Below are 24680 nucleotides of genomic sequence, written 5' to 3'. Positions count from 1 at the left end.
AATTAAGCTCTATCTTCTGTTCCTTCTCTTAAGAAAGTAGCAGATTGGTTCATCCAATAAGCAAATAACACTACTAAAACTCCTAAGAAAATCCAATTAACAGTGTTAGAAGTCCACCATCCTGCATCTCCTTTAGCTACTTCTAATCGTAACCACTTAAAAGGGACGAATAATACTTCAAATAAATCTCCTATTAATCTAAAAATATTTAATCCTAACATAACTTGATTATCTTTACGTTTGCAAAAATATAAAAAGAAACGATGTTAGCCAATTTTTTCGGTAAATCTAAACCTGTAAATTTCGTAGTGCTTTTTGCACTCTTTTTAATTTATTTTTCTTTAAGCCTATTTTCTAAAGAGTTATCCTTTGGTCTTTTTAAAGAACTACTTTGGTTTATTGTGGTTTTTTCTGTTTATAATTTCATTATTGCAAAGAATCAACTCACTTTTGATAATTCTTATGCTTTTTTATTCTTTGTAATTCTTCTGGGTTTTTTCCCAGATACTTTAAATATTAACAATACTTTTTATGCTTGTTTAACTGTATTACTCTTTTTACGTAAAGTATACAGTTTGCAATCGTCAAAGAATGTTTTTCATAAAATATTTGATGGTGGTTTATGGCTTGGGTTTTCATTTTTAATTGAACCCTATACTGCCATATTTATTATTCTATTGTATCTTTCTATATTCTTACATCAACGTTTTACGTATCAAACATTACTAATTCCTATTATTGGATTTAGCAGTCCTGTTTTTTTATATTTTACTTATTGTTTTTGGTATGATAAAACTGAAGACTTCCAGCTTCTTTTTAATTGGAACTTCTCTTACAAATTGGACTTCTATTTAAATACTAAATATTTATTTCCAATTATTTTCATTTCCTTTTTAACATTATCTTCTATACTGTTAAAAAGTCCAAAAGCATTAGCTGTTCTTAATACTTTTAGAAAAAACTGGATACTAACTTTAACTCATCTAACCATATCTTTATCTATAATTTTCTTAATTAAAGATAAGGTAGGTAGTGAATTATTATTCTCTTTCTTTCCTATTTCTGTAGTACTAGCTAATGGTTTGGAACTATTCCAAAAAAGATGGTTTGCAGATTTATTTGTTATAGCTGCATTAGCATGTTCAATTGTTCTATATTTTATATAGAATTACATTTTTGTTCCAAATGCTAAATCTCCAGCATCTCCTAATCCTGGGATGATATATCCTTTGTCGTTAAGTTTTTCGTCAATATCAGCAATCCATAATTCTGTATCGTCTGGAAAGAATTCTTTAATATAATCAACTCCTTCCGATGAACCTATCACTGAAACAATTTTAATTTCTTTAGGAGTGCCATATTTTTTTATGGCCTCATAAACTGCTACTAACGAACGTCCTGTTGCTAACATTGGATCTACCAATAATAATGTTTTTCCATCTATTGATGGTGAAGCAAAATATTCTACTACGATTTCAAATTCTTCATCATTATTTGGGTGATGACGATACGCAGAGATAAAAGCATTTTCTGCATCATCAAAATAGTTCAATAATCCATTATGTAAAGGCAATCCTGCTCTTAGAATTGAACATAAAACTGTATTGTTAACAGGTAAGTTTGTTGGTTTAATTCCCAAAGGAGTTTGAACATCCTTATTTTCGAAAGATAATTTTTTACTTAATTCATAACCTAAAACCTCTCCAATTCTTTCTATATTTCTACGAAAACGCATTGAATCTTTTTGTACGTTAACGTCTCTAATTTCTGCTAAAAATTTATTAAGTATAGAGTTTTCTTGAGCTAGGTGATGAATGTGCATGTTTTAAATTATTTCCTGCGAAATTACAAAAAAGAAAAACTCCATCTTGAATGATGGAGTTTTAAATTATTAAAAAATAACATAGGAAAATTTAACCCCTACTGCTGGATAGATTGTTGAACTATCAATCCATTTTGGAGTATCAAAATCCTTAGCAAATCCTAATCCTACATGTGCATTAAATAACCAATTTCCTCCTAAAGATCTTTGAATACCCCAATGAACTTCATTCATTAAAACATTATTCCCAGGTTTTTCTCCTATTGCTTCTGAAAATCTTTTTGTTATATACTTTGTTTGAAAAGCCCAATAATTTCCTGAATTATTCGAATTATTTTTACCTGCTTTGAATCGCTTTTCTCTATTATAAATATATTTAAATTCTGATTTAAAATATGCTGATGGTGATTTATTAATTATCCAACGAGCTTCCAATCCATTGCTTACATTATATGATGCACCTATACCTGTACTTAAATCTACAGTCCATTTTTCTGCCAATGGTACTTCATAAGAAATTCCTAAACCAGATAAATTAAAATCTGTTTTAAATAATGATTTTAATTTTTCATCTTCTTGTGAAAACATTGAAAAACACATTAACAAAGTTGTTGCAATTGATAGTAGTAATTTGTTGTTCTTCATAACTTAATATTTAGTTTCTTTTAAAATTTAAGCTATCAAAAACCAAGTTTTATGCCAGCAACTATTTTACAAACGTCTTTAACATTTTTATAACTTCTTCTTTATTTTCAATATGACTCATATGTCCATTTGATAAAAACTGAATTGGTGTTTTTGTTCTTTTCGCTTCCTCTCTAATTGACTCCTCATTGATAATAGGGTCATTTTCTCCAGAAATAATCAAACGTTTCTCGATCTGCTTCAAAACATTTTCTTTATTCTTCCTTAGACGCATTCCTTGTGTTGCTGCTATATAACCTTGAAGTGGTGTTTTTAATGCTTCCTTTTTAACCTCATCAATTTCAAACAAAAACTCTTTTCTAGTTTCTTCTGCAAATAAATTTACAATAGACATTTTTATCAAACTTGTATAGTTTGTTTGTGCTACTTCACATGCTTTCAAACGTGTTTCTTTTCGTTCTTCTGAATCTTCTTGCGATGTTGAGTTAAGCAAACACAATCCTTTAATATTTTCTGAATATTTTTCTGCAAAAGCTAAAGAAACATACCCTCCCATAGAGTGTCCAATTATAAAAAACCTTCTAACTCTCAAATGCTTTAAAACTGCTTTAACAGCTTCTGCCATATCTTCCATAGAATGTATATAACCTATACATTCAGAATTACCATGCCCTAATAAATCAATACAAATTATACGATTATTTTTTTTTAGTTCATTGGCTATTCCATTCCACATAGCAGCGTTTTCGAGAAACCCATGAAGTAAAACTATAGCTCCTCCTTTTCCTATATCTGAATATGCTATTTTACTGTTTTTATAATTGATAAATTCTTGCATCCTGCAAAAATATGTATCTTTCACTAGTTAAAAATTCTATACTATAAAAAATGCTTCTTTCTCCCTTCAATAAATTAACTAAAACTCAAGAAAACAGACTCACCTACTTGCTTGTTTTTTCTACTATGGCTCTAATTATCTGTATGCTTTATTTTGATAGTTTTCTTACCAATTCTATATGTAAACATGGTATTGTTAGTTTTGAATTAGCTAAAGATTTAAAAGTCTCTGAAAAAATTATTAATTCATGGAATGAAACTTCAAAAATTAGTGCAGGTATTAGTTTAGGACTCGATTATCTATTTTTAATTTCTTACTCTTCTCTAATTGCTATTTTAATTCATAAACTCAACTCTCATTTATGGAAGAATACTCGACTTTATAGTTTTGGAGTAATTCTAATACTTTCATTGTTTTTTGCTGCATTATTTGATGCTATCGAGAATATTGGACTCATCCAACTATTATTGGGAAACCTAAAACAAACTTGGAGTTCAATAGCGTATTATTTTGCTGTACCTAAGTTTGTAATAATTTTAATTGGCACCCTTTATATTCTTTTCAATTTTGTTTATTTGTTAATCAAAAAATATATTTAGATGAAACTCTCAAAAGAAGTATTGATTACCGGTTTTGCTTTATTTTCTATGTTCTTTGGGGCTGGAAACTTAATTCTTCCACCTTTTTTAGGAAAAAATGCTGGAGATAATTGGTCTTGGGTTACTCTAGGTTTTTTTATAACGGCTGTTTTTATACCTATTCTAGGAATTTTAGCACATGCTAAATTACAAGGAACTATGTATGATTTCGGTAAAAAGGTTTCGCCTTTATTCAGTACTATTTACTGTTTTATTGTATACGCTATTTCCATTGCTTTACCTGCTCCCAGGACAGCTTCTGTTACTCACGAAATGGCTATAGCACCATACTTTGATATCAACTCAATAATTACAAGTACGATATATTTTGGACTGGTTTTTTTATTTGTAATGAATAGAACCAAGATTTTAAATTTATTAGGTAAGTTTTTAACTCCGTTAATCATATTAATACTACTTGCTATTATATTTATTGGAATGTTTACAGCTCCCGTAACTACAAATCCTTCTACTTTTAATTCTCCTTTTGTCAATGGGCTTCTTGAAGGCTATCAAACTTTTGACGCCATTGGAGCTGTGGTAGTAGGAGGAATTCTAGTTATTTCAATGAACTTTAACAAAAATACTTCTTTTGAAACTAAAAAAGAGTTAATTACCAAAGCTGGTATCATAGCTGGTATTGGTCTTTTAATTATATATGCTGGACTTATTTATAATGGAGCTATACATAATAGCATTTTTAGCAGTGAAGCTACTAGAACAGATGTTTTAAACACATTAAGTACACAAACATTAGGAAATATAGGAACCATTTTCTTAGGTATTTTAGTAGCCTTGGCTTGTTTTACTACTGCTGTAGGTATTATAACTGGTACTGCAGATTATATTAAAGGAATTACAAATAATTCGCAAAATGCTTATACGATTACTGCGGTTATAAGCTGTGTTTTAGGTGTCTTAGTTGGACAGTTTGATGTACATTATATTATAAACATTGCACTACCTGCATTAATGTTTATATATCCTATAACCATAGTTTTAATCATCTTAAATGTACTTCCTAACAAGTACACGTCTGCTAGAGTTTTTAAAGTGGTTGTTATAATTACTTTTATTTTTAGTATTCCAGATTTTTTAGGTTTTATTGTTCCTAAAGAAAGTTTAGTTGATGTAAAAAATATAATTCCTTTAGCTAATAAGCACTTGGGATGGGTATTACCAGCTATTTTAAGTTTTGTTGGAGTTAACCTAACAAAAGAAACAATTGTTTAAATCTAAAGAACTCACTAACAAGGACTTTAACAAGTTGTTAATATCTAAAAATCAGTAAATTAATTATTTTTAACAAAACCAAAAGTCATGAAAACTTTTTATTTGTTAATCATTTTATTTATTACAATTCAACTCACTGCTCAAGAAAAAGAGCAAGCAATTAAGGACGTAAAGCAAGCTGCCTATAATTATATTGACACTTTTTACAAAGCTGATACTACTTTAGCTTACAAAAGTGTTCATAAAGACCTCAGGAAAGTAGGCTGGTGGTTTGACAAGAAAAAAGGAAAATTTTCTAATAAATCTGAAATGCCATTTCATAAACTAATTGCATTGGCAAAAAAATGGAACGCTAAAGGCAATAGAGCCAATGAAAATTCAATTAGAAAAATAAATGTTTTAGAGGTTTCCGATAAAATTGCTGTAGTAAAGGTTACAGCAGTTTGGGGGATAGATTATTTGAATATGGTAAAAACTAAAGATGGCTGGAAGTCTATTAATATTATCTGGCAGTCAAAACCTAAATTTTCTTTAAAAGATTAATCCATAAAAAAACCGAACTTAAACTAGTTCGGTTTTTATTTTATTTATAAAGAGTTATTAAAATCTATACCCTAAATTAATACCTACTCTTGGCACAATAGATCTTGAATCTGAAGAAAACATATTTCTACCTAAACCTCCATGAACATCAATAACAAAACCTCCTGAAGATACATACTTAGATCCAACAGCTATACCTAAAGCTCCATCTGTATATTCTTTGTATTGATTTGTTCCAATTTTTCTTTCACCAGTGTTAATTCCTAAAAAAACTTCTCCAAAGTAATTCCAGTTTCTATTATTTGTAAAATAATGACGGAAAAATGGCGTAATCATTCTTTTTTCATTGTATCTAAAATCTGCTGATCTCTTCTCAAAATTAAATAATGCAGAAACCCCAACAGAAGATTGTTCGCTTGTATAATACTCGTAAGATACGTCTAAGGTTTTAAGTGCTAAAGCATCAAATATATCAACTTTTACCTCTTGTTGTGCTTGAGCAAATGCGCTGATAAATATCACAGCAACTAATATTATTTTTTTCATCTTTTACTTTTTATTGATTTAAATTACCTATCAATTATAGTACCACAAACATACATTAATTGTTTAAGGCTTTAAAAACTTACAACAACATTTTATAACTATGAACAATTACAGTTTGTATCGCAATTATTTTTCTTTTTTGATTTTATAAAAAACTTTTTAATCAAAAAAACAACTGCTAGTAAAACAACTATATATGTTAAAACTTCTTGCATTAACTTAAAAATTGATAGGCTCCTAACGCCGATAAATATGCTAAAACACCCATTCCTACTAATTGTATTAACGGCCATTTCCAGCTTTTAGTTTCTCTTTTAACAATAGCCAATGTAGCCATACACTGCATTGCAAATGCATAAAACAACAACAAAGATATCCCTGTAGCAAAGTTAAATCGGCTTTTACCTGTTTCTGAATTCATCTCTGAAGCCATTTTTTCTTTAATTGTAGTTGTGTCTTCATCATTATTCTCTACACTATAAATAGTTGCTAAGGTTCCAACAAAAACTTCTCTTGCAGCAAAAGACGCTATTAAACCAATTCCTATTTTCCAATCGTAACCTAATGGTTTTACAATTGGTTCAATTGTTTTTCCTGCAATACCTATATAAGAATTCTCCAACTTAGCTGAAGCTATTTTTTGTTCTAGCTCTTGTTCTGATAACTGTTGGTTCATTGTTTTTTGAGCTATGTCTTTTTCAACATTATCAAATGACGAAGGCCCATGCGATGCTAAAAACCATAAAACTATAGAGATTGCTAATATTATTTTTCCCGCTCCAAATACAAATGCTTTTGTTTTTTCTAATACATCTAAAAAGACATTTTTTACTGAAGGCACTTTATAATCAGGCATCTCTATTACAAAAAACGAATTACTTTTAATTTTTAGTGTTTTATGTAAAATAAATGCTGCTATTATTGCCGCTCCAAAACCAAGAATATACAATCCTAATAATGTAAGTCCTTGTAAACTTACAAAACCTAAAACTTTAGTGTTTGGAATAATTAAAGCGATTAAAATAGCATATACTGGTAAACGAGCAGAACATGTAGTAAATGGCGTAACTAAGATTGTAATTAAACGTTCTTTCCAACTAGAAATAGTACGTGTTGCCATTACTGCTGGTATTGCACATGCAGTTCCAGAAATTAAAGGGATTACACTTTTACCACTCATACCAAAGCGTCTCATAATTTTATCCATTAAAAAGACAACTCTACTCATATATCCTGTTTCTTCTAGAAGAGCTATAAATAAAAACAAAATGGCTATTTGTGGAATAAAAATTACAACTCCTCCTATACCTGGAATAATTCCATCAGTTAGTAAATCAGTAAACATACCTTCCGGTAGTTTAGATTTAGTAAACTCTGCAATGTTAGCAAACAAGCCATCAATAAAATCCATTGGAGTTGATGCCCATTCAAAAATCGATTGAAAAATCAATAACAGGAGTCCAAAGAAAATAACATATCCAAATATTTTATGAGTAAAAACACGGTCTAATTTAGATCTTATATCTGTTCCCTTAGAACTATCTACCTCATAAGTTTTCTTTAAAATTGAATTGATTTTTTGATATCTATAAATTGTTTCTTTATGCTGATACTTCTTCTGTTTAGACACATCATGACCAAACTGTTCTAATTCCTCTTCTTCCTTACTTGAAAGCAACGATGTATACTGCTTGGTATACATTAACCATAATTCGTAAATAGAAAATCTTTGACTTTTCTCTGATAATTCTTTAAAATAATTAGCATCAATTCTAGATGAAATTTCTTCAAAGTTTGAATATGGTTTTATCGCTTTATAATTTGCAATCTCTTCTTTTAAATCGTCAATCCCTTGATTGTTTCTTGCTGAAATTAAAACTACTTTAGTGTGTAGTTCTTTTTCTAAGCTATCAATATCAATTGAAATTCCTTTTCGTTGTAATTGATCGGCCATATTCAAGGCTAAAATTACTGGAATCTCTAAATCTTGAATTTGAGTAAACAATAGTAAGTTTCTTTTCAAATTCTCAACATCAGCAACTACCACAATTACTTCTGGCTTATCATCTTCATTAGAAGTTAATAAGTTTTTTAACACAATACTTTCATCAATCGAAGTTGGATTAATACTGTAAGTACCAGGTAAATCGGTAATTATAGCCGATTGTTTATTTGGTAATTTACATACACCTTGTTTTTTATCAACAGTAACTCCAGGATAGTTTCCAACTTTCTGATTTAAACCAGTTAACTGATTAAATAATGATGTTTTTCCTGTATTAGGATTTCCTATTAATGCTACTTTAATACATTTACTCATCAGTTAAATTTTTGTAACTATTATTTTACTAGCTGTTTCTTTTCTTATTGCTAAGTGACTACCATTTACACAAATGTAAATTGGGTCTTTTAAAGGGGCTATTTGCAATAGTTCCACTTCTGTACCAGGTAAGCAGCCCATTTCTAATAATTTTAACGGTATAACATCTAAGCTTTCTTCAGATATAATTCCTCTTTCTCCGATTTGTAAAGTTGCAATTGAATTCAAACGACATGTATAAATTAACCCACAAATATATTAAAATAGAACGATTCTAAACAACAAGCTTTGTTAATTATAAGCTCAAGCTTCATTTATTAATTGTCCTATCTGTATGAAACCTTATATTTGTGCTATGACTTTCGACCAAATCATCGGACAAGAACATATTAAAAAGCATTTACAACAAACTGTTAAAAACAACAGAATACCTCATGCTCAACTTTTTGTTGGTAAAGAAGGTTCTGGTACTTTAGCTACTGCCATTGCTTATGCTCAATATTTATTATGTAGTTCCTCTGCAAATGCCGAGGCTTGTAATTTAAAATGTAGTAAACTACAGCACCCTGATTTACATTTTGCTTTTCCAGTAACTACAAACGATTCTGTAAAGAAACATCCTGTAAGTAATTTATTTTTAAACGATTGGAGAGACTTTATTGAAAAACAACCTTATGGAAGTTTATTTAATTGGTTGCAACATATTGGAGTTGAAAATAAACAAGGACAAATTGGAGTTGATGAAGCTGAAGATATTGTAAAAAAATTACAACTAAAATCATACGAAGGAGGTTTTAAAGTAATGATAATTTGGATGGCTGAAAAAATGAATGCAGCTGCTTCCAATAAATTATTAAAACTTATTGAAGAACCACCTAGTCAAACTATCTTTTTGTTAGTTACTGAAGATGAAGGTCAAATTATTAACACTATTAAATCTAGATGTCAAGCATTGCATTTCCCTTCATTAAGTAGTGCTGATATAGCAAATACTTTAATTCAACAGGAAAATGTTTCTGAAAATGAAGCAACAAAAATAGCTTATCAGGCAGAAGGTAATTACAACAAAGCACTTCAGTTATTAAACAATAATTCTAACGATTTAATTTTTGAAGAATGGTTTATAACTTGGATTCGAGCAGCTTTTAAAGCAAAAGGTAATGCAGCTGTAATTCAAGACTTAATAGGCTGGTCGGAAACCATTGCAAAATCGGGAAGAGAAACACAAAAACAATTCTTACAATATTGTTTACAATTCTTTAGGCAAGCTTTATTATTAAATTATGGTACTCCTGATTTAGTTTTTTTAGAAACAAAAACGAACAACTTCAAATTAGAAAAATTTGCTCCTTTTATAAATAGTGCAAATATCTTAACTATAGAGAAAGAAGTTAGCGATGCTTTATATCATATTGAACGAAATGGAAATGCAAAAATTATTTTATTAGATTTATCAATCAAATTAACTCGTCTTTTGCATACCAAAGAAGAAAAAATTAATGCTTAAAACATGAGAAGATCTTATATAATTACAGTTATTATTTTCGGAATACTTTTTGCTGCATGTAAACAGGAAAAAAAAGCTGCTTTAAACGATTATATGGTTGGAAGTTGGCAAACTGAATATATCAAAATTGAAATGCCAACTATTAATAAAACTGATAGCACCTCTGTTTTTGAAGATAATTTTAGTAAGCCTAATACTGGCAGAGCTCAATCTACTTATAAAAAAGACGGGACTTTTAAAGCTTGGTTTCAACAACCTGATGGTAAAAAAACTGGAGAAACTAATGGTAATTGGAAAACCAAAAATGATAGTTTGTATGTAGATTACCCTTATTTAGGAAAACAAGTTCAAGCTTGGTATAAAATAACTAAAACAAAAGAAGGTTTTGAAGGTAAAGTAGTTTATGATTGGGATAATGATGGTGAATTTGACGATACTTTAATTATGAAAACTAAAAGAATAAAAGAATAAAATTGCTAAACGTTAACAACATATCCTTACGTATCCGAATATTTTTGTCAATGATACTTCTTGTATTATTGGCTTCTGTTTTAATTGTATTAGTAACTGTTTATCAATATGGTGAACAAACCAAAGATTATAACATTCATCGTTTTGGAAGAAAGGAAACTACCATTAAACAAGCTATTGAAATTGAATTAAAACGTAGAACAACATATCCTGTTAACACAGAAAACTTATCTAAAATTTTTCAGGATAGAATTTATGAGATGGCTGCTGTTCATAAGCTTACAATTACAATGTATGGTATGGATGGGAGGTTTTTAAAATCGTCAAAACCTTATAATTTTGAAAAAGTAGAAGATAAACCTCTTTCTAGTGAAATAACTACTGAATTAGCTAATAATTCTGATCATAAAATTTTAAAAAGCAGAAGTAAAAATGGAATTACCTACCAATCTTCTTATACGTATATAAACGATTTACGCTTTAAACGTATTGGAATACTTGAAATACAAATAGCGCAAAATAACGAAGAACAAAAAAAGGAGTTACAAGAGTTTATTTCACGTCTTGCACTTGTATACATTCTTATGTTCCTAGTAGCAATTGCTTTAGCCTACTTTTTATCAAGTTATATCACACGATCTATTCAAACAATTTCAGAAAAAATTAAAGAGACTCGTTTAAACAAACGAAACGAAAAAATCACTTTAAACTCTGCTAGTTCAGAAATCAATTCTTTGGTTGATTCTTATAATAATATGATTGATCAACTAGAAGAAAGTGCTGTAAAATTAGCTATGAGCGAACGTGAACAAGCATGGAGAGAAATGGCTAAGCAGGTTGCTCATGAAATTAAAAACCCATTAACCCCTATGCGACTTTCTGTTCAAAGTTTTGAAAGGAAGTTCAATCCTGACGACCCTAAAATTAGAGAAAAAATGTCTGAATATAGTGAAACACTTATTCAGCAAATAGATGTAATGAGTTCTATTGCCTCTGCATTCTCTGATTTTGCTAAAATGCCTACACAACGACGTGAAAAATTAGATGTAGTAGATGTTGTAAAACATTCTTTAGACATATTTACAGAAGGATATATACATTACATTCCACAAGAAACAGAATTATTTGCCAACCTAGATAAAACACAATTGATTAGAATTGTAACCAACTTAGTAAAAAATGCTACACAGGCAATAAAAGAAAACGAACAAAATCCTAGAGTTGAAGTAAAAGTCACTTCAGAAGGTAATAACGTTAAAATTTCTGTTTCTGATAATGGAAAAGGTATTACTGAAAAAAATAAAGAATTAATTTTTGAACCTAAGTTTACTACTAAAACAAGTGGAATGGGATTAGGTTTACCAATGATAAAAAATATAATTGAAGCATATGATGGTTCTATTACTTTTACCTCAACTGAGGGTATAGGAACTGTTTTTAATGTAATTTTACCCAAAACATAATCAAATGAATTTCGAAAACATCTTAGTTGATACTTCTAACGGATTAGCTACAATAACTATTAATCGTCCAAAAAAATTAAATGCTTTAAACAAAGCAACTATTGAGGAATTACATACAGCTTTTGACAGCTTAAATAATGATTCTTCAATAAAAGCAATCATTATTACAGGTAGTGGAGAAAAAGCTTTTGTAGCTGGTGCAGATATTTCTGAATTTGCTCATTTCTCAGTAACAGAAGGTGCTGAGTTAGCCAGAAAAGGACAAGAAACTTTATTTGATTTTGTAGAAAACTTATCTACTCCAGTAATCGCTGCTGTTAATGGATTTGCATTAGGTGGTGGGTTAGAATTGGCAATGTCGTGTCATTTCAGAGTTGCTTCTGACAATGCTAAAATGGGATTACCAGAAGTATCTTTAGGTGTAATACCAGGCTATGGAGGTACACAGCGTTTACCACAGCTTGTAGGTAAAGGAAAAGCTATGGAAATGGTAATGACAGCTGGAATGATTTCTGCTGAGGAAGCTAAAGATTCTGGATTAGTAAATCACATTACAACACAAGAAGAATTAATTCCATTAGCTGAGAAATTAGCTAGCAAAATAATGAGAAACTCATCTGTTGCCATTAGTGCTGCTATTAAAGCTGTAAACGATAATTTTAAAGACGGTATTAATGGTTTCGAAACAGAAATTACTGAATTTGGAAAATGTTTTGGTACAGAAGATTTTAAAGAAGGTACTACTGCTTTTTTAGAAAAAAGAAAACCTAATTTTCCTGGAGCATAACATATGACATTAAAGAAAACTCTTTTTCTAATTCTTTTTCTCTTTAGCTATAGTTTTTTTGCACAAAAAACTATTGATAGTCTCTATGTAAAAAGTCTAAAAACACTTTCTGATTCTTTAAGAGTAGAGGAAGGGAGTAGAGAAAGAGTTCGTTTAATGAACAAAATGTTAGTTCTTGCCGAAGAACAAAAAGATACCTTTAGAACAATTCATCTATTGCATAGAATTGCTAGACAAAGTCAATTCATTAATGAGCATTACACATCTATTAAATCTTATAAAAGAGAATTAGATTTATACAACAGGTATCAATTTAGCAAGAAAGAAAAAAAAGCCATACTCTTAGCTAAAATAACCCCTATAGAAATACAAGTACAACTTGGAAACAGCTACGCTGCCATAGGGGAGACTAAAATAGGGTTAGATTATTATTCTATTGGTGAAGCCATCGCTGAAAAAGAAGACCTAGGTTTTTATAAAGCTGTAATACCTGTTTTAATTGGCGGAATGAATAATACTGCTGGGGAATATGAAGAAGCTATAAAACAGTATAAAAAAGGCTTACAACTTATAGAATCTGCAAAAGATATAGATGAAATAAATAGGAAATTCAATAGCTCACTCACTATTGTAAGCATCAGTGACTCTTATCTTAAACTAAAAAAATTAGATTCAGCCAACTTTTATTTAAATAAAGGAATTGAAAAACACTTAGATACCATTAATGATGTTATTCGATTAAACTACTTGTCCCAAAAAAGTAAAATCTTAATTGCTGAAAATAAAAATGAAGAAGCTTTAATTGTATTAGAAAAATTAAAAAATTTAAGTCATAAATACGATACAAATTCAGGAGAAACATACTACTATAAAGAATTAGCTGAAGCCAATAGTAATTTAAAAAACTATGATAAGGCAATAGCTATAATGCTTAAAGGTATTGACAAAATTAAAAACAAAACCAAAGAATTCAATTTAGTAGAAGACTATAAAAAGCTTGCAAAAATTTATAAAAAAGCTGGAAACATTGAAAAATCAAATGAATATTTTGAAAAATATGTTTTAAATCAAACTGCATTAGAAAAAAACAGAAAACATATTGTAGACTCTTTTCATAAAAAGAAAATTTCTGATTTAGAAACAGCTAAACAAGAACAACAAAATAAAACTTCTCTTTTACTTATAGGAGGCTCTTTTGTCATTGCTCTTTTGCTACTTTTCTTATTTATTACATTAAAAAGAAGAGCAAAAACTACCAAGAGATTTAATGAATTATTAACTAAAATAGAATCTTTGGAAAAACAACAAACTCTTGTAGATACCAAAGACATTTCATTAGAAGAAAAGAATACTACTTCAGATATTAATCAAGAAACTTTTAATGAGATTTTAGCTGGCTTACAAAAAATAGAAGAACAGCATTATTATTTAAAACAAGAATGTAATTCATATAACGTAGCAAAGAAAATAAAAACAAATACTTCGTATTTATCTAAAGTAATCAATGCGCATTATCAGAAAAACTTTAATACATACATAAACGATTTAAGAATTAATTATATCATTTTAAAATTAAGAGAAAGCAGCAAATTTAGATCCTATTCTATTCAATCAATTTCAGAAGAAATAGGTTATAAAAGTCCAGATTCTTTTACCAAATACTTTAAAAAAAGAACTGGTTTACTACCTTCTGTTTATATCAAAAAATTGAATTCTATTTCTTAAATCAACATCAAAAAAACATTACAAAAGCCCTAAATTTATAAATTTGGGGCTTTTTCATTTTTGAGATCATCCACTTTTCAAAAACACAACAAAACACTATAAAACAAAGGATTAACCCCTAAAAAGATAACCCTATTTTCCTAAAACTGGGTATGCTTTACTTGGAATAGCTCTTTTAAAGTAGAATCTTTGTATCAGCAATTAAGCTCATATAAAATTTATAGAGAAATGAAAAAATCAGCAAGAACTTTAATTGTTATTATCTCATTATTATTACTTGGAGGACTATTTGGTTACACAGTAGCTTCCTCAATAAAAAGTTCTAATAAGTCTGATAAAATTTTACATACGTTAAAAGAAAATTGCGATTGTAAAGAGGTTAACCAAATCATTTATGCAAAAGGAATTCAGTTTGGAGAAAATGGTTTTTCAACCGAAAAAGGAGAATACCAATTAGTTGACTGCAATTTTGAATCAGTTGAAGCTGAAGCTAAAAAAATTCAATCTTTATTAGAATCTGAAATAAAAGGTTTTAAAGAAATAGACTTATTAGAGTTAGAATTTATTAACCAAAACGAAAGTAAAGTAGTCTTAATAAAAAAAGGAATCATTAAATAAAACTCAACATCATGATAATCATAATAACAACCATCATTTTAGAAGTAGCACAATTACTATTAAATTTAGTATTAACTATATTTTAAATACAGGATTATTCAATACTTTCTTAAAAGTTAATTAAACAGTTCCGTCCCATTCATTATAGAACTGTTGTAAAAATTGCTCCATAAACTCATGTCTTTTTGCTGCAATACTTTTACCTGTAGCTGTATTCATTTTATCTTTTAACAACAATAGTTTTTCATAAAAGTGATTTATCGTTGGTGCTGTAGACTTTTTATATTCTTCTTTGGTCATGTTTAGATTTGGAAGAATACTCGGATTATATAGCTCTCTATTTTTATAACCTCCATAGTTAAAACAACGAGCTATTCCTATAGCACCTATTGCATCTAATCTATCAGCATCTTGAATAACTTCTAATTCTGGCGATGTGAACTTTTGTTCGAAATTACCTCCTTTAAAAGATATATTTTGAATAATCTTTTCAACATGAACAATTATTGCTTCACTTACATTTTGAGACTCTAAAAATACTCGTGCCTTTTTAGGACCAACAGTTTCATCCCCATTATAAAACTTACTATCGGCAATATCATGTAATAAAGCACCTAAAGCCACTATGAATTCATCTACTTTTTCCGTCTTTGCTATTAATAATGCATTTTTATATACTCGTTCTACATGAAAATAATCATGTCCTCCCTCTGCTCCTTTCAAAGTTTCTTTTACAAACTCAATAGTATCCTGTATAATTTGCGCTCTGTTCATAGGTTCAAAAATAAAAAACCTGCATTTAAATAAATACAGGTTTTGAAAAATTATGTTCAAATTACTTTTAAGCTGTAACCGCCTTTCCTATTAAATTATTAGCTACTAAATATTCAGCTATTTGAATTGTATTTGTAGCTGCCCCTTTTCGTAAGTTATCAGAAACAATCCACATATTCAAACTATTTGGTTGCGATAAATCTCTTCTAATTCTACCAACGAAAACTTCATCTTTTCCTTCAGAATAGAACGGCATAGGGTATACATTATTCTCAATATCATCTTGTACAACAACTCCATCTGTTTCAGATAAAATTTTGCGAATATCCTCTACCTCAAAATGATTTTCAAACTCAATATTTACAGCCTCACTATGACCACCTACAACAGGTATTCTTACTGATGTAGCTGTAATACCAATACTAGGGTCGTTTAAAATCTTATGAGTTTCTCTTACCAATTTTAATTCCTCTTTAGTATAACCTGCTTCCTCAAAAACATCACAATGAGGTAATGCATTTTTATGAATTTGATGTGGATATGCTGTTTCTCCCTCTATTCCTTTAGATTCATTTTCTAATTGCTGTACAGCTTTAACTCCTGTTCCTGTAATTGACTGATAGGTAGAAATTACCAAACGTTTGATACCATATTTTTTATGCAATGGTGCCAAAGCTAAAACCATTTGAATTGTAGAACAATTTGGATTTGCTATAATTTTATCATTCTCCGTTAATTCAGAAGCATTAATTTCTGGTACTACTAGTTTTTTAGTAGTATCCATTCTCCATGCCGAAGAATTATCAATTACTGTTGTTCCAGCCTCTGCAAATTTAGGAGCCCATTCTAATGATGTACTTCCTCCTGCAGAAAACAACGCTACATCTGGCTTCATAGAAACAGCGGTTTCTAATCCAACAATGGTATAATTTGTTCCTTTAAACTCAATTTGTTTTCCAACTGAACGTTCTGATGCTACAGGAATTAATTCTGTTACAGGAAAGTTACGTTCTGCTAATACTTGTAACATTACATTACCTACCATTCCGGTAGCTCCTACTACTGCTACTCTCATTTATTATTATTATTTACGGTAAGTTGCCAATAACCAACATCTACCCATTTATTAAACTTATATCCAACTTCTTTAAAATGTGCTACTTTGGTAAAACCAAACTTTTCATGCAAAGCAACACTTGCTTTATTAGGCAATGATATTCCACCTATTAACACATGAAAACCTTTTTCAATTAACACTCTAATTAAATTATTGTACAACTGAGAACCTATTCCTTTACCTCCAACATTAACATCTAAGTAAATAGAAACTTCAGCTGTTTTACCATATGCACTTCTTGTATTCCAGAAATTTCCATGTGCATAACCTACAATTCTATTATTTTCTTCAAAAACAAACCAAGGAAAATCCTTTGTTATTTTTTCTATTTTATTTTTAAAGTAAATTACAGAAACAGGTTCCTCTACAAACGTAGCAATATGACTTACAACATAGTAATTGTAAATATTAGTTATTGCTTCAGCATCATTTATAGTTACACTTCGTATCATTTCTTCGAAATACTAGTACAAAGGTTCAAAAAAATGAGATTAGTTGTATCTGTTTTACCGCTAAATTTTCTCAAAAATTTGAATTCCTATCAATTTGATACTAAATGTATTATTTTAAACATAAAAAATAAAAATTATGTACTTTTGCAGCGATTTTTAAAAAAGATCATAACATATTTTGTTTAACTAAAAAAGTATAGCATGCAACTGTACAATAAGTTAAGCGCAAGTGAACGCGCTGCATTAATAGACGAAGCGGGAAAAGACCGTTTGACAATTTCATTCTATCAATATTTTAAGATAGAAAATCCAACCTTATTTAGAAACAAATTATTCCTAGAATGGAACGAATTAGATGTATTAGGTAGAACCTATGTATCTTATGAAGGTATAAATGCTCAAGTCTCTGTTCCTGCAGAAAACTTCTTAGCTTTAAAAGAACAATTAGATAACATTTCTTTCTTAAAAGATATTCGTTTAAATGTTGCCGTAGAGCAAGACAATAAGTCGTTTTTAAAATTAAAGGTAAAGGTTCGTAATAAAATTGTAGCTGACGGATTAAACGATGATACTTTTGATGTAACGAATAAAGGAGTTCACTTATCGGCTAAAGAGTTTAACGAAATGTTAGCAAATCCAAACACTGTATGTGTTGATATGCGTAACCATTACGAAAGTGAAATAGGGCATTTCGAAGGAGCTGTAACTCCAGATGTAGACACATTTAGAGACTCTTTAGATATTATTGAAGAAGATTTAAAAGATCATAAAGAAGATAAAAACCTATTAATGTATTGTACTGGTGGTATTCGTTGTGAAAAAGCATCAGCTTATTACAAGCATAAAGGTTTTAAAAATGTATTCCAATTAGAAGGAGGAATTATAGAATATACTCGTCAAGTAAAAGCAGAAGGGTTAGAAAATAAATTCAAAGGAAAGAATTTTGTTTTCGATCATAGACGTGCTGAACGTATATCTGAAGATGTAATTTCTAATTGTCATCAATGTGGAAAACCATGCGACACACATACCAATTGTGCAAACGAAGGTTGTCACTTATTGTTTATTCAATGTGACGAATGTGCTGAGCAAATGGAAAACACTTGTTCTTCTGAATGTCAAGAAATTATCCATTTACCTTATGAAGAGCAAAAAGCTTTACGTAAAGGTAAACATGCTAGCAATAAAATATTTAAAAAAGGGCGTTCTGAAGCTTTAAAATATAAGAAGTAATGCAAAAAATTGAACTAATGGCACCTGCTGGTAATTTTGAATCGTTACAAGCAGCGTTAGACAATGGATGTGATTCTGTGTATTTTGGTGTTGAACAATTAAATATGCGAGCTAGAGCGTCTATTAATTTTACTCTTGACGATTTAGAAGAAATTTCACAAAGATGTAAAGAGAAAAATGTTCGTACTTATTTAACCTTAAACACTATTGTTTATGATCATGATTTATCAATTGTAAAAACATTGATAAAAAGAGCAAAAGAAGCAGATATTACTGCGGTAATTGCTATGGATCAAGCAGTAATTGCTATGGCAAGGGCTGAAGGAATGGAAGTTCATATTTCTACACAAATAAATATTACAAATATTGAAACTGTAAAGTTTTATGCAATGTTTGCCGATACGGTTGTATTGAGTAGAGAACTTAGTTTACGTCAAGTAAAAAAGATTACCGAACAAATAGAAAAAGAGGAAATTAAAGGTCCATCAGGCCGTTTACTTGAAATAGAAATTTTTGGACATGGTGCATTATGCATGGCTGTTTCAGGTAAATGCTATATGAGTTTACACTCTCACAATTCTTCAGCAAACAGAGGTGCTTGCAAGCAAAATTGTCGTAAAAAATATACGGTAATAGATCAAGAATCAGGATTTGAAATGGAACTAGATAACGAGTATATCATGTCTCCAAAAGATTTATGCACGATTGATTTCTTAGATCAGGTTGCCGATGCTGGTATTAAAGTATTAAAAATTGAAGGTAGAGGAAGAGCTCCAGAATACGTTGCTAAAGTAATTAAATGTTATCGTGATGCTATTGATAGCTTACATAATGGTACTTATGATAAAGAGAAAGTAATTAGCTGGATGCAAGAACTAGAAAAAGTATATAATCGTGGTTTTTGGAATGGATATTATTTAGGACAAAAACTAGGAGAATGGAGTAAAGAACCAGGTTCTCATGCTACTCAAAAGAAAGTATACTTAGGTAAAGGAGTTCATTATTTCCAAAAAGCCCAAGTTGGTGAATTTAAAATTGAAGCTTATGATGTAAATGTAGGTGATACAATTTTAATTACAGGTCCAACTACAGGAGCTAAGGAAATGGAGCTAAAACAAATGTTTGTAAATGATGCTCCTGCTGAAAAAGCTACCAAAGGTGATGAAGTAACGATGAAATTAGATTTTAAAATTCGCTCTTCAGATAAGTTATATAAAATTGTAAAAACCGAATTTGCACAAGCCTAATGGTAGTAGTTACTTTACAAAGAAAAAAATGTATTGGTTGTAATTATTGTGTAGAGGTAGCTCCAGCACAATTTCAGATGTCAAAAAAAGATGGAAAATCAGTTCTTTTACATTCTTCTGAAAAAAAAGGTTTTTTCACAATAAAAACTCACGATGATTCTATTTACGAAACGTCATATGAAGCCAAAAAGGCTTGTCCAGTTAAAATTATAGAAGTAAAACAACTCTAAATACTTATTACTATATATCAAAGCTCTCTTCTGAGAGCTTTTTTATTTTAAATAATGTAATTTTATACTAAATAATTTAAATGTCTGGAGAAAAGAATTTAACTACCTTAATTAAAGAAATGAAACCTTTTGTTAATAAAGGGGAATATGTTTTTACCACAGTTTCAAACACTTCTAATATTGACAAAGAAGAAATTATTAGTCTTTTTAAAGAGCAGGAAGGTGTAACACTTATTCTAAAAAAGTCTGTTGCCGACAATTTAAATCTACCATATAGCTTTATAGCTTCTTGGATTACTTTAAAAATACATTCTGCATTAGACGCTGTAGGGCTCACAGCTGCTTTTTCAACAGAACTTGCAAAAAACAACATTAGCTGTAATGTTGTTGCCGGCTATTATCACGATCATATTTTTGTTGCAAAAAAAGATGAGGCTAAAACCATCGAAGTATTAACAAATCTTTCTAATAGTTTTTAGCTTTGTAAAATGGAATTACAACCACCATATCGTAAAATTATTCATGTAGATATGGATGCTTTTTATGCATCGGTAGAACAACTAGATAATCCTGATTTAAGGAATAAACCTGTTGCTGTTGGTGGAAGTGAAATTAGAGGAGTTGTCTCTGCTGCTAGTTACGAAGCTAGAAAATACGGTGTTCGTTCTGCCATGAGTGGAGTACTTGCTAAAAGAAAATGCCCACACATAATCTTTGTTCCTCCTAGGTTTGACAGATACAAAGAAATTTCTTCTAAGATTAGAAAAATATTTTATGATTATACTGATTTAGTAGAACCTCTTTCTCTTGACGAAGCTTACTTAGATGTTACTGAAAATAAAAAAGGAATTTTATCTGCCAGTTTAATTGCAGAAGAAATAAGAAAACGCATTTGGGATGAACTAGAATTAAGAGCTTCTGCTGGGATTTCTATAAATAAGTTTATAGCAAAAGTTGCTTCAGACATTAACAAGCCAAATGGTCAAAAAACCATAAACCCTGAAGAAGTAAATAGTTTTTTAGAAGAATTACCTATCAATAAATTTTACGGTGTTGGAAAAGTAACTGCTGCTAAAATGCATAATCTAGGAATTTTCACAGGGCTTGATTTAAAGAAAAAATCAATAGAAGAGCTTTCTAAACTATTTGGAAAGTCTGGCTTACATTATTATAATATTGTTAGAGGGATTCACAATAGTCAAGTAAAACCTAACAGGATAAGAAAATCTATAGCAGCCGAACGTACTTTTAATGAAAATTTATCTTCTGAAGTGTTTATGCTAGAACGTTTAGATAAAATTGCTGATGAATTAGAGCGCAGAATGAAAAAATCGAACACTAAAGGAAAAACCATTACTTTAAAAATAAAATATAGCGACTTTACCCAACAAACTCGAAGCAAAACTACCAACCATTATATTTATCAAAAAAGAGACTTTTACCCTATAATTAAGGAATTATTATTTCAAGAAACTTTAAAAAACTCTGTTCGATTATTAGGAATTTCTTTTAGTAATTTAAATACCGAAAAGAAAGAGCCAATTTGGGTACAACTAAAATTTAATTTTTAGATTATTGGAAGCCTTAAAGTAACTCTTGTTCCAATAGATTGGCCTTTTTCATCAACCAAATCTATGTAAACTAAAGAAAAATCATTTTGATATTGATTAGCGAAGTTCTTCAATCTTTCCGTAGTTAATTCTATCCCTATAGAATCTCTATTCAAGGATTTATTATTTTTAATTTTTAAAGCAGCATCTCTTCCTATTCCATTATCTGATATATCAATTTGAATAAACTCATCCGAAATTTTTTCTACTGATAACTCTACTTTTTTACTTCCTTTTTTTGAAGACAATCCATGCCAAATAGAATTCTCTAAAAACGGCTGTAATATTAACGGAGGTATTTTTATTCTCTCTAATTCTAAATCAGAGCTAATATTTTCCTCATATTCTATTTCATTTGAAAACCTAATGTTTTCAATACTCATATACAAGTTCATCGTTTTTAACTCTTCTCCCAATGTTACCTCTTTTACTCTAGAAGAATCTAAAATGCTACGAATTAACTTTGAAAACTTATTTAAGTAATAAACTGCATTCTTTTGTTCATTATTGATAATATAAAGTTTAATAGAATTCAGAGCATTGAATACAAAATGTGGATTCATTTGAATTCTTAATGCTTCTTGCTCTAAAAGTAAAATTTGCTTATCATTTTTTAACAAACGTTGTCTATATATTGAATACAATAAAACACCAAATAAAGCTATAGAAACCAAAGCTATAATTAGAATATTACGATTTCTTGTAAGTTTTAACTTACCTATTTCATTTTGCTTTGCAAGATCTTTAATTTTATTACTCTTAACTTCATTATCATACTTGCTAATTAAGCTATTTACGTAACGAATATTTTTAGCATTGAATGTCTTTTTTTCTAATTCAATTGCCATTTTGTAATACTCTAAAGACTTTTTGTATTTCTTTTGTTTTTGATATAGTTCAGATAAATGATCATAAGACACTGTTAAACTCGAAGGAATATTATTCTTCAAAGAAATTCTTAGTGCTTTATTAATGTAAATTTTAGCCTCATTTAATCTATTCAATTTTAAAAGAGCGCACCCTAAAGTATTGTAAACTTCAGATAAATAATACCTATTCCCTATAGATTCAGCAAGTTCAACAACCTCTTTTATGTACTTATGAGCTTCTTCATATTTAGACTGTTTAATTAAAATACCACTTATACTATTATGGCAAATTACTTTTCCTAACCGATCTTTATTTAGGTTATTATATTTTAGTGATTTTTGATAGTTGTCTAAAGCTTGATTTAGGTCTCCGATGTGTTTATAAGCATAACCAATATTTTGATGATTAATAGCCAATCCTCTTTTATCATCTAAGTCCTTTTGAATAGCTATAGACTTACTAAATTTTTCTAGTGCTTTTTCATATTGTTTTAAAGCTAAATAGATATTCCCTAAGCTATTAATTGAAATACTATGACTAATTTTAATATCCTTATTAGGCTTATCTATTTTTGAAATAATTTCTAAGGCCGATTGATGGTAATTCAGAGCCATCCTTATTTTATCTTGCCTTCTATAAACAACACCTAATTGGTTTAATGTTACTACTTCCGCCTCAACACTTTTAATCTCTTTGGCTAATTCTAAAGCTTCTTTATATCTTTTTATTGCTTTATTATATTCTGTAACATTTCTATGAGATCGTCCTTGGACATTTTTGGCAAAAATCTGACCTAAGATATAATCATTTTTTTTACTTTCATTTAAAAGTAAATTTAATTCTTCACTAGTAAATCGAATTCTTTTGAAATGCTTTTGAAGCTCAAAATAATTAGTCTCTTTTATTTCAATAGCTTTAACTATTAAACTATCAACATTTTTTTGAGATAAACATATAATGCTGAACAAAAAGAACAATACTAATGTGAAGATTTTTTTCATCCTAAAACTTTTCTAACAGATCCGATTTTCGTTGTCTTGACACAGGGATTTTGTGATTGTTTTCAATAATTACATAACCATCGGACTTTAAAAACTCTTTAATTTTATTTAAGTTTATGATGTAGGAATTATGAATTCTAAAAAAATGTTCTTCTGGTAACAATAAATTAATTTCTTTCAATTTTTTAGTAACTACTATTTTCTTATTATTTGTAGTATGAATTGAGCAATAATTACCATCAGATTCAACAAATAAAATTTCAAATTGTTCTAAAAAAATAAGTTTACCATCTGTATTTATTGTTATTTTTCTTCTATTGAATTTTTTATTAAAGCTTGAAAGTATTTTTTCAAACTTATCATCGTAGCTATTGTTTTTTGAATAATGCTTTTTTATCCTGTTCAATGTTTCTTCCAAGTCATCAGTATCTATAGGTTTTAGTAAATAATCTATAGCTTGATTTTTTAATGCTTTAATAGCGTACTCATTATAAGCGGTAGTTATGACAACAGCAAAATCTGTTTTTTCTAATTTTTCAAGCAGCTGAAAACCATCCATTGTAGGCATTTCAATATCTAAAAAAAGACAATCGATAGTGTTTTCGTTTATATATTTTATAGCCTTGTCGGCTTCTGTAAATGTTTGTATGATTTCTAAATCATCATTAAAATTCGATAACTCCCACAAAAGACTTTTGATAGCTTTTGGTTCATCATCGACAATAACTGCTTTTAACATAAAGTGGGATTTGCAACCAAATGTAACTTTTATAATTGTAAAATTAAAATCAGGGTAAAGCATTTATATATAAAAAAAGACCTCTTATTCACCTAAAAAAACAAAAGACCAACCATTTACACACTATTTCCTACTATTTATACATATGTTATCGAAAAAAATATATTTTCGCCCCATATTTGTACCATAATACACAAGGGGAATCATTATGATAAATTAGGGGATTAATCAATAATGATATTAAACTAAAA

The 24680-nt window shown here is 29.2% G+C and carries 27 protein-coding genes; 15 read left to right on the top strand and 12 right to left on the bottom strand.

Annotated features, from left to right (window positions below; genetic code table 11):
• Window positions 1-2: 2 nt before the first annotated feature.
• On the bottom strand, window positions 3-221 hold the full coding sequence (locus tag MHN29_RS05340; protein ID WP_150898235.1) for a hypothetical protein: 219 nt from the start codon (window positions 219-221) through the stop codon (window positions 3-5).
• Between the two features lie 42 nt (window positions 222-263).
• On the opposite strand from MHN29_RS05340, the gene MHN29_RS05335 reads away from it, so the two are divergent.
• Complete coding sequence (locus tag MHN29_RS05335; protein ID WP_235274375.1) at window positions 264-1166, top strand: DUF6427 family protein; 903 nt, start codon at window positions 264-266, stop codon at window positions 1164-1166.
• A 2-nt stretch (window positions 1167-1168) separates the two neighbouring features.
• Here the strand turns inward: MHN29_RS05335 and upp are convergent, their stop codons facing one another.
• From upp to MHN29_RS05320, 3 genes are all read right to left on the bottom strand, one after another.
• On the bottom strand, window positions 1169-1822 hold the full coding sequence (upp, locus tag MHN29_RS05330; protein WP_150898233.1) for a uracil phosphoribosyltransferase: 654 nt from the start codon (window positions 1820-1822) through the stop codon (window positions 1169-1171).
• Between the two features lie 69 nt (window positions 1823-1891).
• Entirely contained in the window at window positions 1892-2467 is a 576-nt protein-coding gene (locus MHN29_RS05325; protein ID WP_235274376.1) for a hypothetical protein, read from the bottom strand.
• 61 nt (window positions 2468-2528) lie between these two features.
• Complete coding sequence (locus MHN29_RS05320) at window positions 2529-3305, bottom strand: alpha/beta fold hydrolase (RefSeq protein WP_235274608.1); 777 nt, start codon at window positions 3303-3305, stop codon at window positions 2529-2531.
• A 125-nt stretch (window positions 3306-3430) separates the two neighbouring features.
• Between MHN29_RS05320 and MHN29_RS05315 the strand changes: the two genes are divergently transcribed.
• The 3 genes from MHN29_RS05315 to MHN29_RS05305 all read left to right on the top strand — a co-directional run bounded on the left by MHN29_RS05315 (window position 3431) and on the right by MHN29_RS05305 (window position 5719).
• Entirely contained in the window at window positions 3431-3904 is a 474-nt protein-coding gene (locus tag MHN29_RS05315) for a hypothetical protein (RefSeq protein ID WP_235274377.1), read from the top strand.
• A complete protein-coding gene (brnQ, locus tag MHN29_RS05310; protein ID WP_235274378.1) occupies window positions 3905-5176 on the top strand; it encodes a branched-chain amino acid transport system II carrier protein in 1272 nt (423 codons plus the stop codon).
• Between the two features lie 87 nt (window positions 5177-5263).
• The gene (locus MHN29_RS05305; protein WP_235274379.1) at window positions 5264-5719 is read left to right on the top strand and encodes a nuclear transport factor 2 family protein; all 456 of its coding nucleotides are present in this window, start codon (window positions 5264-5266) and stop codon (window positions 5717-5719) included.
• Between the two features lie 57 nt (window positions 5720-5776).
• Here the strand turns inward: MHN29_RS05305 and MHN29_RS05300 are convergent, their stop codons facing one another.
• The 3 genes from MHN29_RS05300 to MHN29_RS05285 all read right to left on the bottom strand — a co-directional run bounded on the left by MHN29_RS05300 (window position 5777) and on the right by MHN29_RS05285 (window position 8813).
• Complete coding sequence (locus MHN29_RS05300) at window positions 5777-6265, bottom strand: DUF3575 domain-containing protein (protein ID WP_150898222.1); 489 nt, start codon at window positions 6263-6265, stop codon at window positions 5777-5779.
• Between the two features lie 214 nt (window positions 6266-6479).
• A complete protein-coding gene (gene feoB, locus MHN29_RS05290; protein WP_235274381.1) occupies window positions 6480-8585 on the bottom strand; it encodes a ferrous iron transport protein B in 2106 nt (701 codons plus the stop codon).
• Between the two features lie 3 nt (window positions 8586-8588).
• The gene (locus tag MHN29_RS05285) at window positions 8589-8813 is read right to left on the bottom strand and encodes a FeoA family protein (protein ID WP_235274382.1); all 225 of its coding nucleotides are present in this window, start codon (window positions 8811-8813) and stop codon (window positions 8589-8591) included.
• Between the two features lie 127 nt (window positions 8814-8940).
• Here MHN29_RS05285 and MHN29_RS05280 point away from each other — a divergent pair, with 127 nt between their 5' ends.
• The 6 genes from MHN29_RS05280 to MHN29_RS05255 all read left to right on the top strand — a co-directional run bounded on the left by MHN29_RS05280 (window position 8941) and on the right by MHN29_RS05255 (window position 15156).
• On the top strand, window positions 8941-10092 hold the full coding sequence (locus MHN29_RS05280; RefSeq protein WP_235274609.1) for a DNA polymerase III subunit delta': 1152 nt from the start codon (window positions 8941-8943) through the stop codon (window positions 10090-10092).
• Window positions 10093-10095: 3 nt separating this feature from the next.
• Entirely contained in the window at window positions 10096-10563 is a 468-nt protein-coding gene (locus MHN29_RS05275; protein ID WP_235274383.1) for a hypothetical protein, read from the top strand.
• A 50-nt stretch (window positions 10564-10613) separates the two neighbouring features.
• A complete protein-coding gene (locus MHN29_RS05270; protein ID WP_235274384.1) occupies window positions 10614-12026 on the top strand; it encodes an ATP-binding protein in 1413 nt (470 codons plus the stop codon).
• 4 nt (window positions 12027-12030) lie between these two features.
• Window positions 12031-12813, top strand: a complete 783-nt coding sequence (locus MHN29_RS05265; protein ID WP_235274385.1) for an enoyl-CoA hydratase/isomerase family protein — start codon at window positions 12031-12033, stop codon at window positions 12811-12813.
• A 3-nt stretch (window positions 12814-12816) separates the two neighbouring features.
• The gene (locus MHN29_RS05260) at window positions 12817-14538 is read left to right on the top strand and encodes a helix-turn-helix domain-containing protein (RefSeq protein WP_235274386.1); all 1722 of its coding nucleotides are present in this window, start codon (window positions 12817-12819) and stop codon (window positions 14536-14538) included.
• A gap of 228 nt (window positions 14539-14766) precedes the next feature.
• Entirely contained in the window at window positions 14767-15156 is a 390-nt protein-coding gene (locus tag MHN29_RS05255) for a hypothetical protein (protein WP_235274387.1), read from the top strand.
• Window positions 15157-15276: 120 nt separating this feature from the next.
• Here the strand turns inward: MHN29_RS05255 and MHN29_RS05250 are convergent, their stop codons facing one another.
• From MHN29_RS05250 to MHN29_RS05240, 3 genes are all read right to left on the bottom strand, one after another.
• Window positions 15277-15930 (bottom strand): HD domain-containing protein, encoded by a 654-nt coding sequence (locus tag MHN29_RS05250; protein ID WP_235274388.1) that lies wholly within the window; start codon window positions 15928-15930, stop codon window positions 15277-15279.
• 67 nt (window positions 15931-15997) lie between these two features.
• Window positions 15998-17005, bottom strand: a complete 1008-nt coding sequence (locus MHN29_RS05245) for an aspartate-semialdehyde dehydrogenase (RefSeq protein WP_235274389.1) — start codon at window positions 17003-17005, stop codon at window positions 15998-16000.
• Window positions 17002-17499: a GNAT family N-acetyltransferase gene (locus MHN29_RS05240; RefSeq protein ID WP_235274390.1), complete on the bottom strand. Its 498-nt coding sequence runs from the start codon at window positions 17497-17499 to the stop codon at window positions 17002-17004. The genes MHN29_RS05245 and MHN29_RS05240 overlap by 4 nt, the downstream gene beginning before the upstream one ends.
• Window positions 17500-17700: 201 nt before the next feature.
• Between MHN29_RS05240 and MHN29_RS05235 the strand changes: the two genes are divergently transcribed.
• The 5 genes from MHN29_RS05235 (at window position 17701) to dinB (ending at window position 21780) form a co-directional block, all read left to right on the top strand.
• Entirely contained in the window at window positions 17701-18732 is a 1032-nt protein-coding gene (locus tag MHN29_RS05235; RefSeq protein WP_235274391.1) for a rhodanese-related sulfurtransferase, read from the top strand.
• Window positions 18732-19979 (top strand): peptidase U32 family protein, encoded by a 1248-nt coding sequence (locus tag MHN29_RS05230; protein ID WP_235274392.1) that lies wholly within the window; start codon window positions 18732-18734, stop codon window positions 19977-19979. Before MHN29_RS05235 ends, MHN29_RS05230 begins: the two co-directional genes overlap by 1 nt.
• Window positions 19979-20209: a ferredoxin gene (locus MHN29_RS05225; RefSeq protein WP_235274393.1), complete on the top strand. Its 231-nt coding sequence runs from the start codon at window positions 19979-19981 to the stop codon at window positions 20207-20209. The genes MHN29_RS05230 and MHN29_RS05225 overlap by 1 nt, the downstream gene beginning before the upstream one ends.
• An 80-nt stretch (window positions 20210-20289) precedes the next feature.
• Window positions 20290-20688, top strand: coding sequence for an ACT domain-containing protein (locus MHN29_RS05220; RefSeq protein WP_150898207.1), 399 nt, complete (start codon window positions 20290-20292; stop codon window positions 20686-20688).
• Window positions 20689-20697: 9 nt separating this feature from the next.
• Window positions 20698-21780, top strand: coding sequence for a DNA polymerase IV (gene dinB / locus MHN29_RS05215; RefSeq protein ID WP_235274394.1), 1083 nt, complete (start codon window positions 20698-20700; stop codon window positions 21778-21780).
• On the opposite strand, the gene MHN29_RS05210 is transcribed toward dinB, so the two are convergent.
• Together MHN29_RS05210 and MHN29_RS05205 are read right to left on the bottom strand one after the other, a co-directional pair.
• Complete coding sequence (locus MHN29_RS05210) at window positions 21777-23690, bottom strand: tetratricopeptide repeat protein (protein WP_235274395.1); 1914 nt, start codon at window positions 23688-23690, stop codon at window positions 21777-21779. The genes dinB and MHN29_RS05210 overlap by 4 nt on opposite strands.
• 1 nt (window position 23691) lies before the next feature.
• Window positions 23692-24429, bottom strand: a complete 738-nt coding sequence (locus MHN29_RS05205; protein ID WP_235274396.1) for a LytTR family DNA-binding domain-containing protein — start codon at window positions 24427-24429, stop codon at window positions 23692-23694.
• Window positions 24430-24680 lie beyond the last annotated feature (251 nt).

The sequence above is a fragment of the Tenacibaculum sp. Cn5-46 genome, from assembly GCF_022347705.1.
GTDB lineage: Bacteria > Bacteroidota > Bacteroidia > Flavobacteriales > Flavobacteriaceae > Polaribacter > Polaribacter aiptasiae.
Note: the sequence above shows the minus strand (reverse complement) of the source record. Positions and strands in the feature narration are given on the sequence as shown.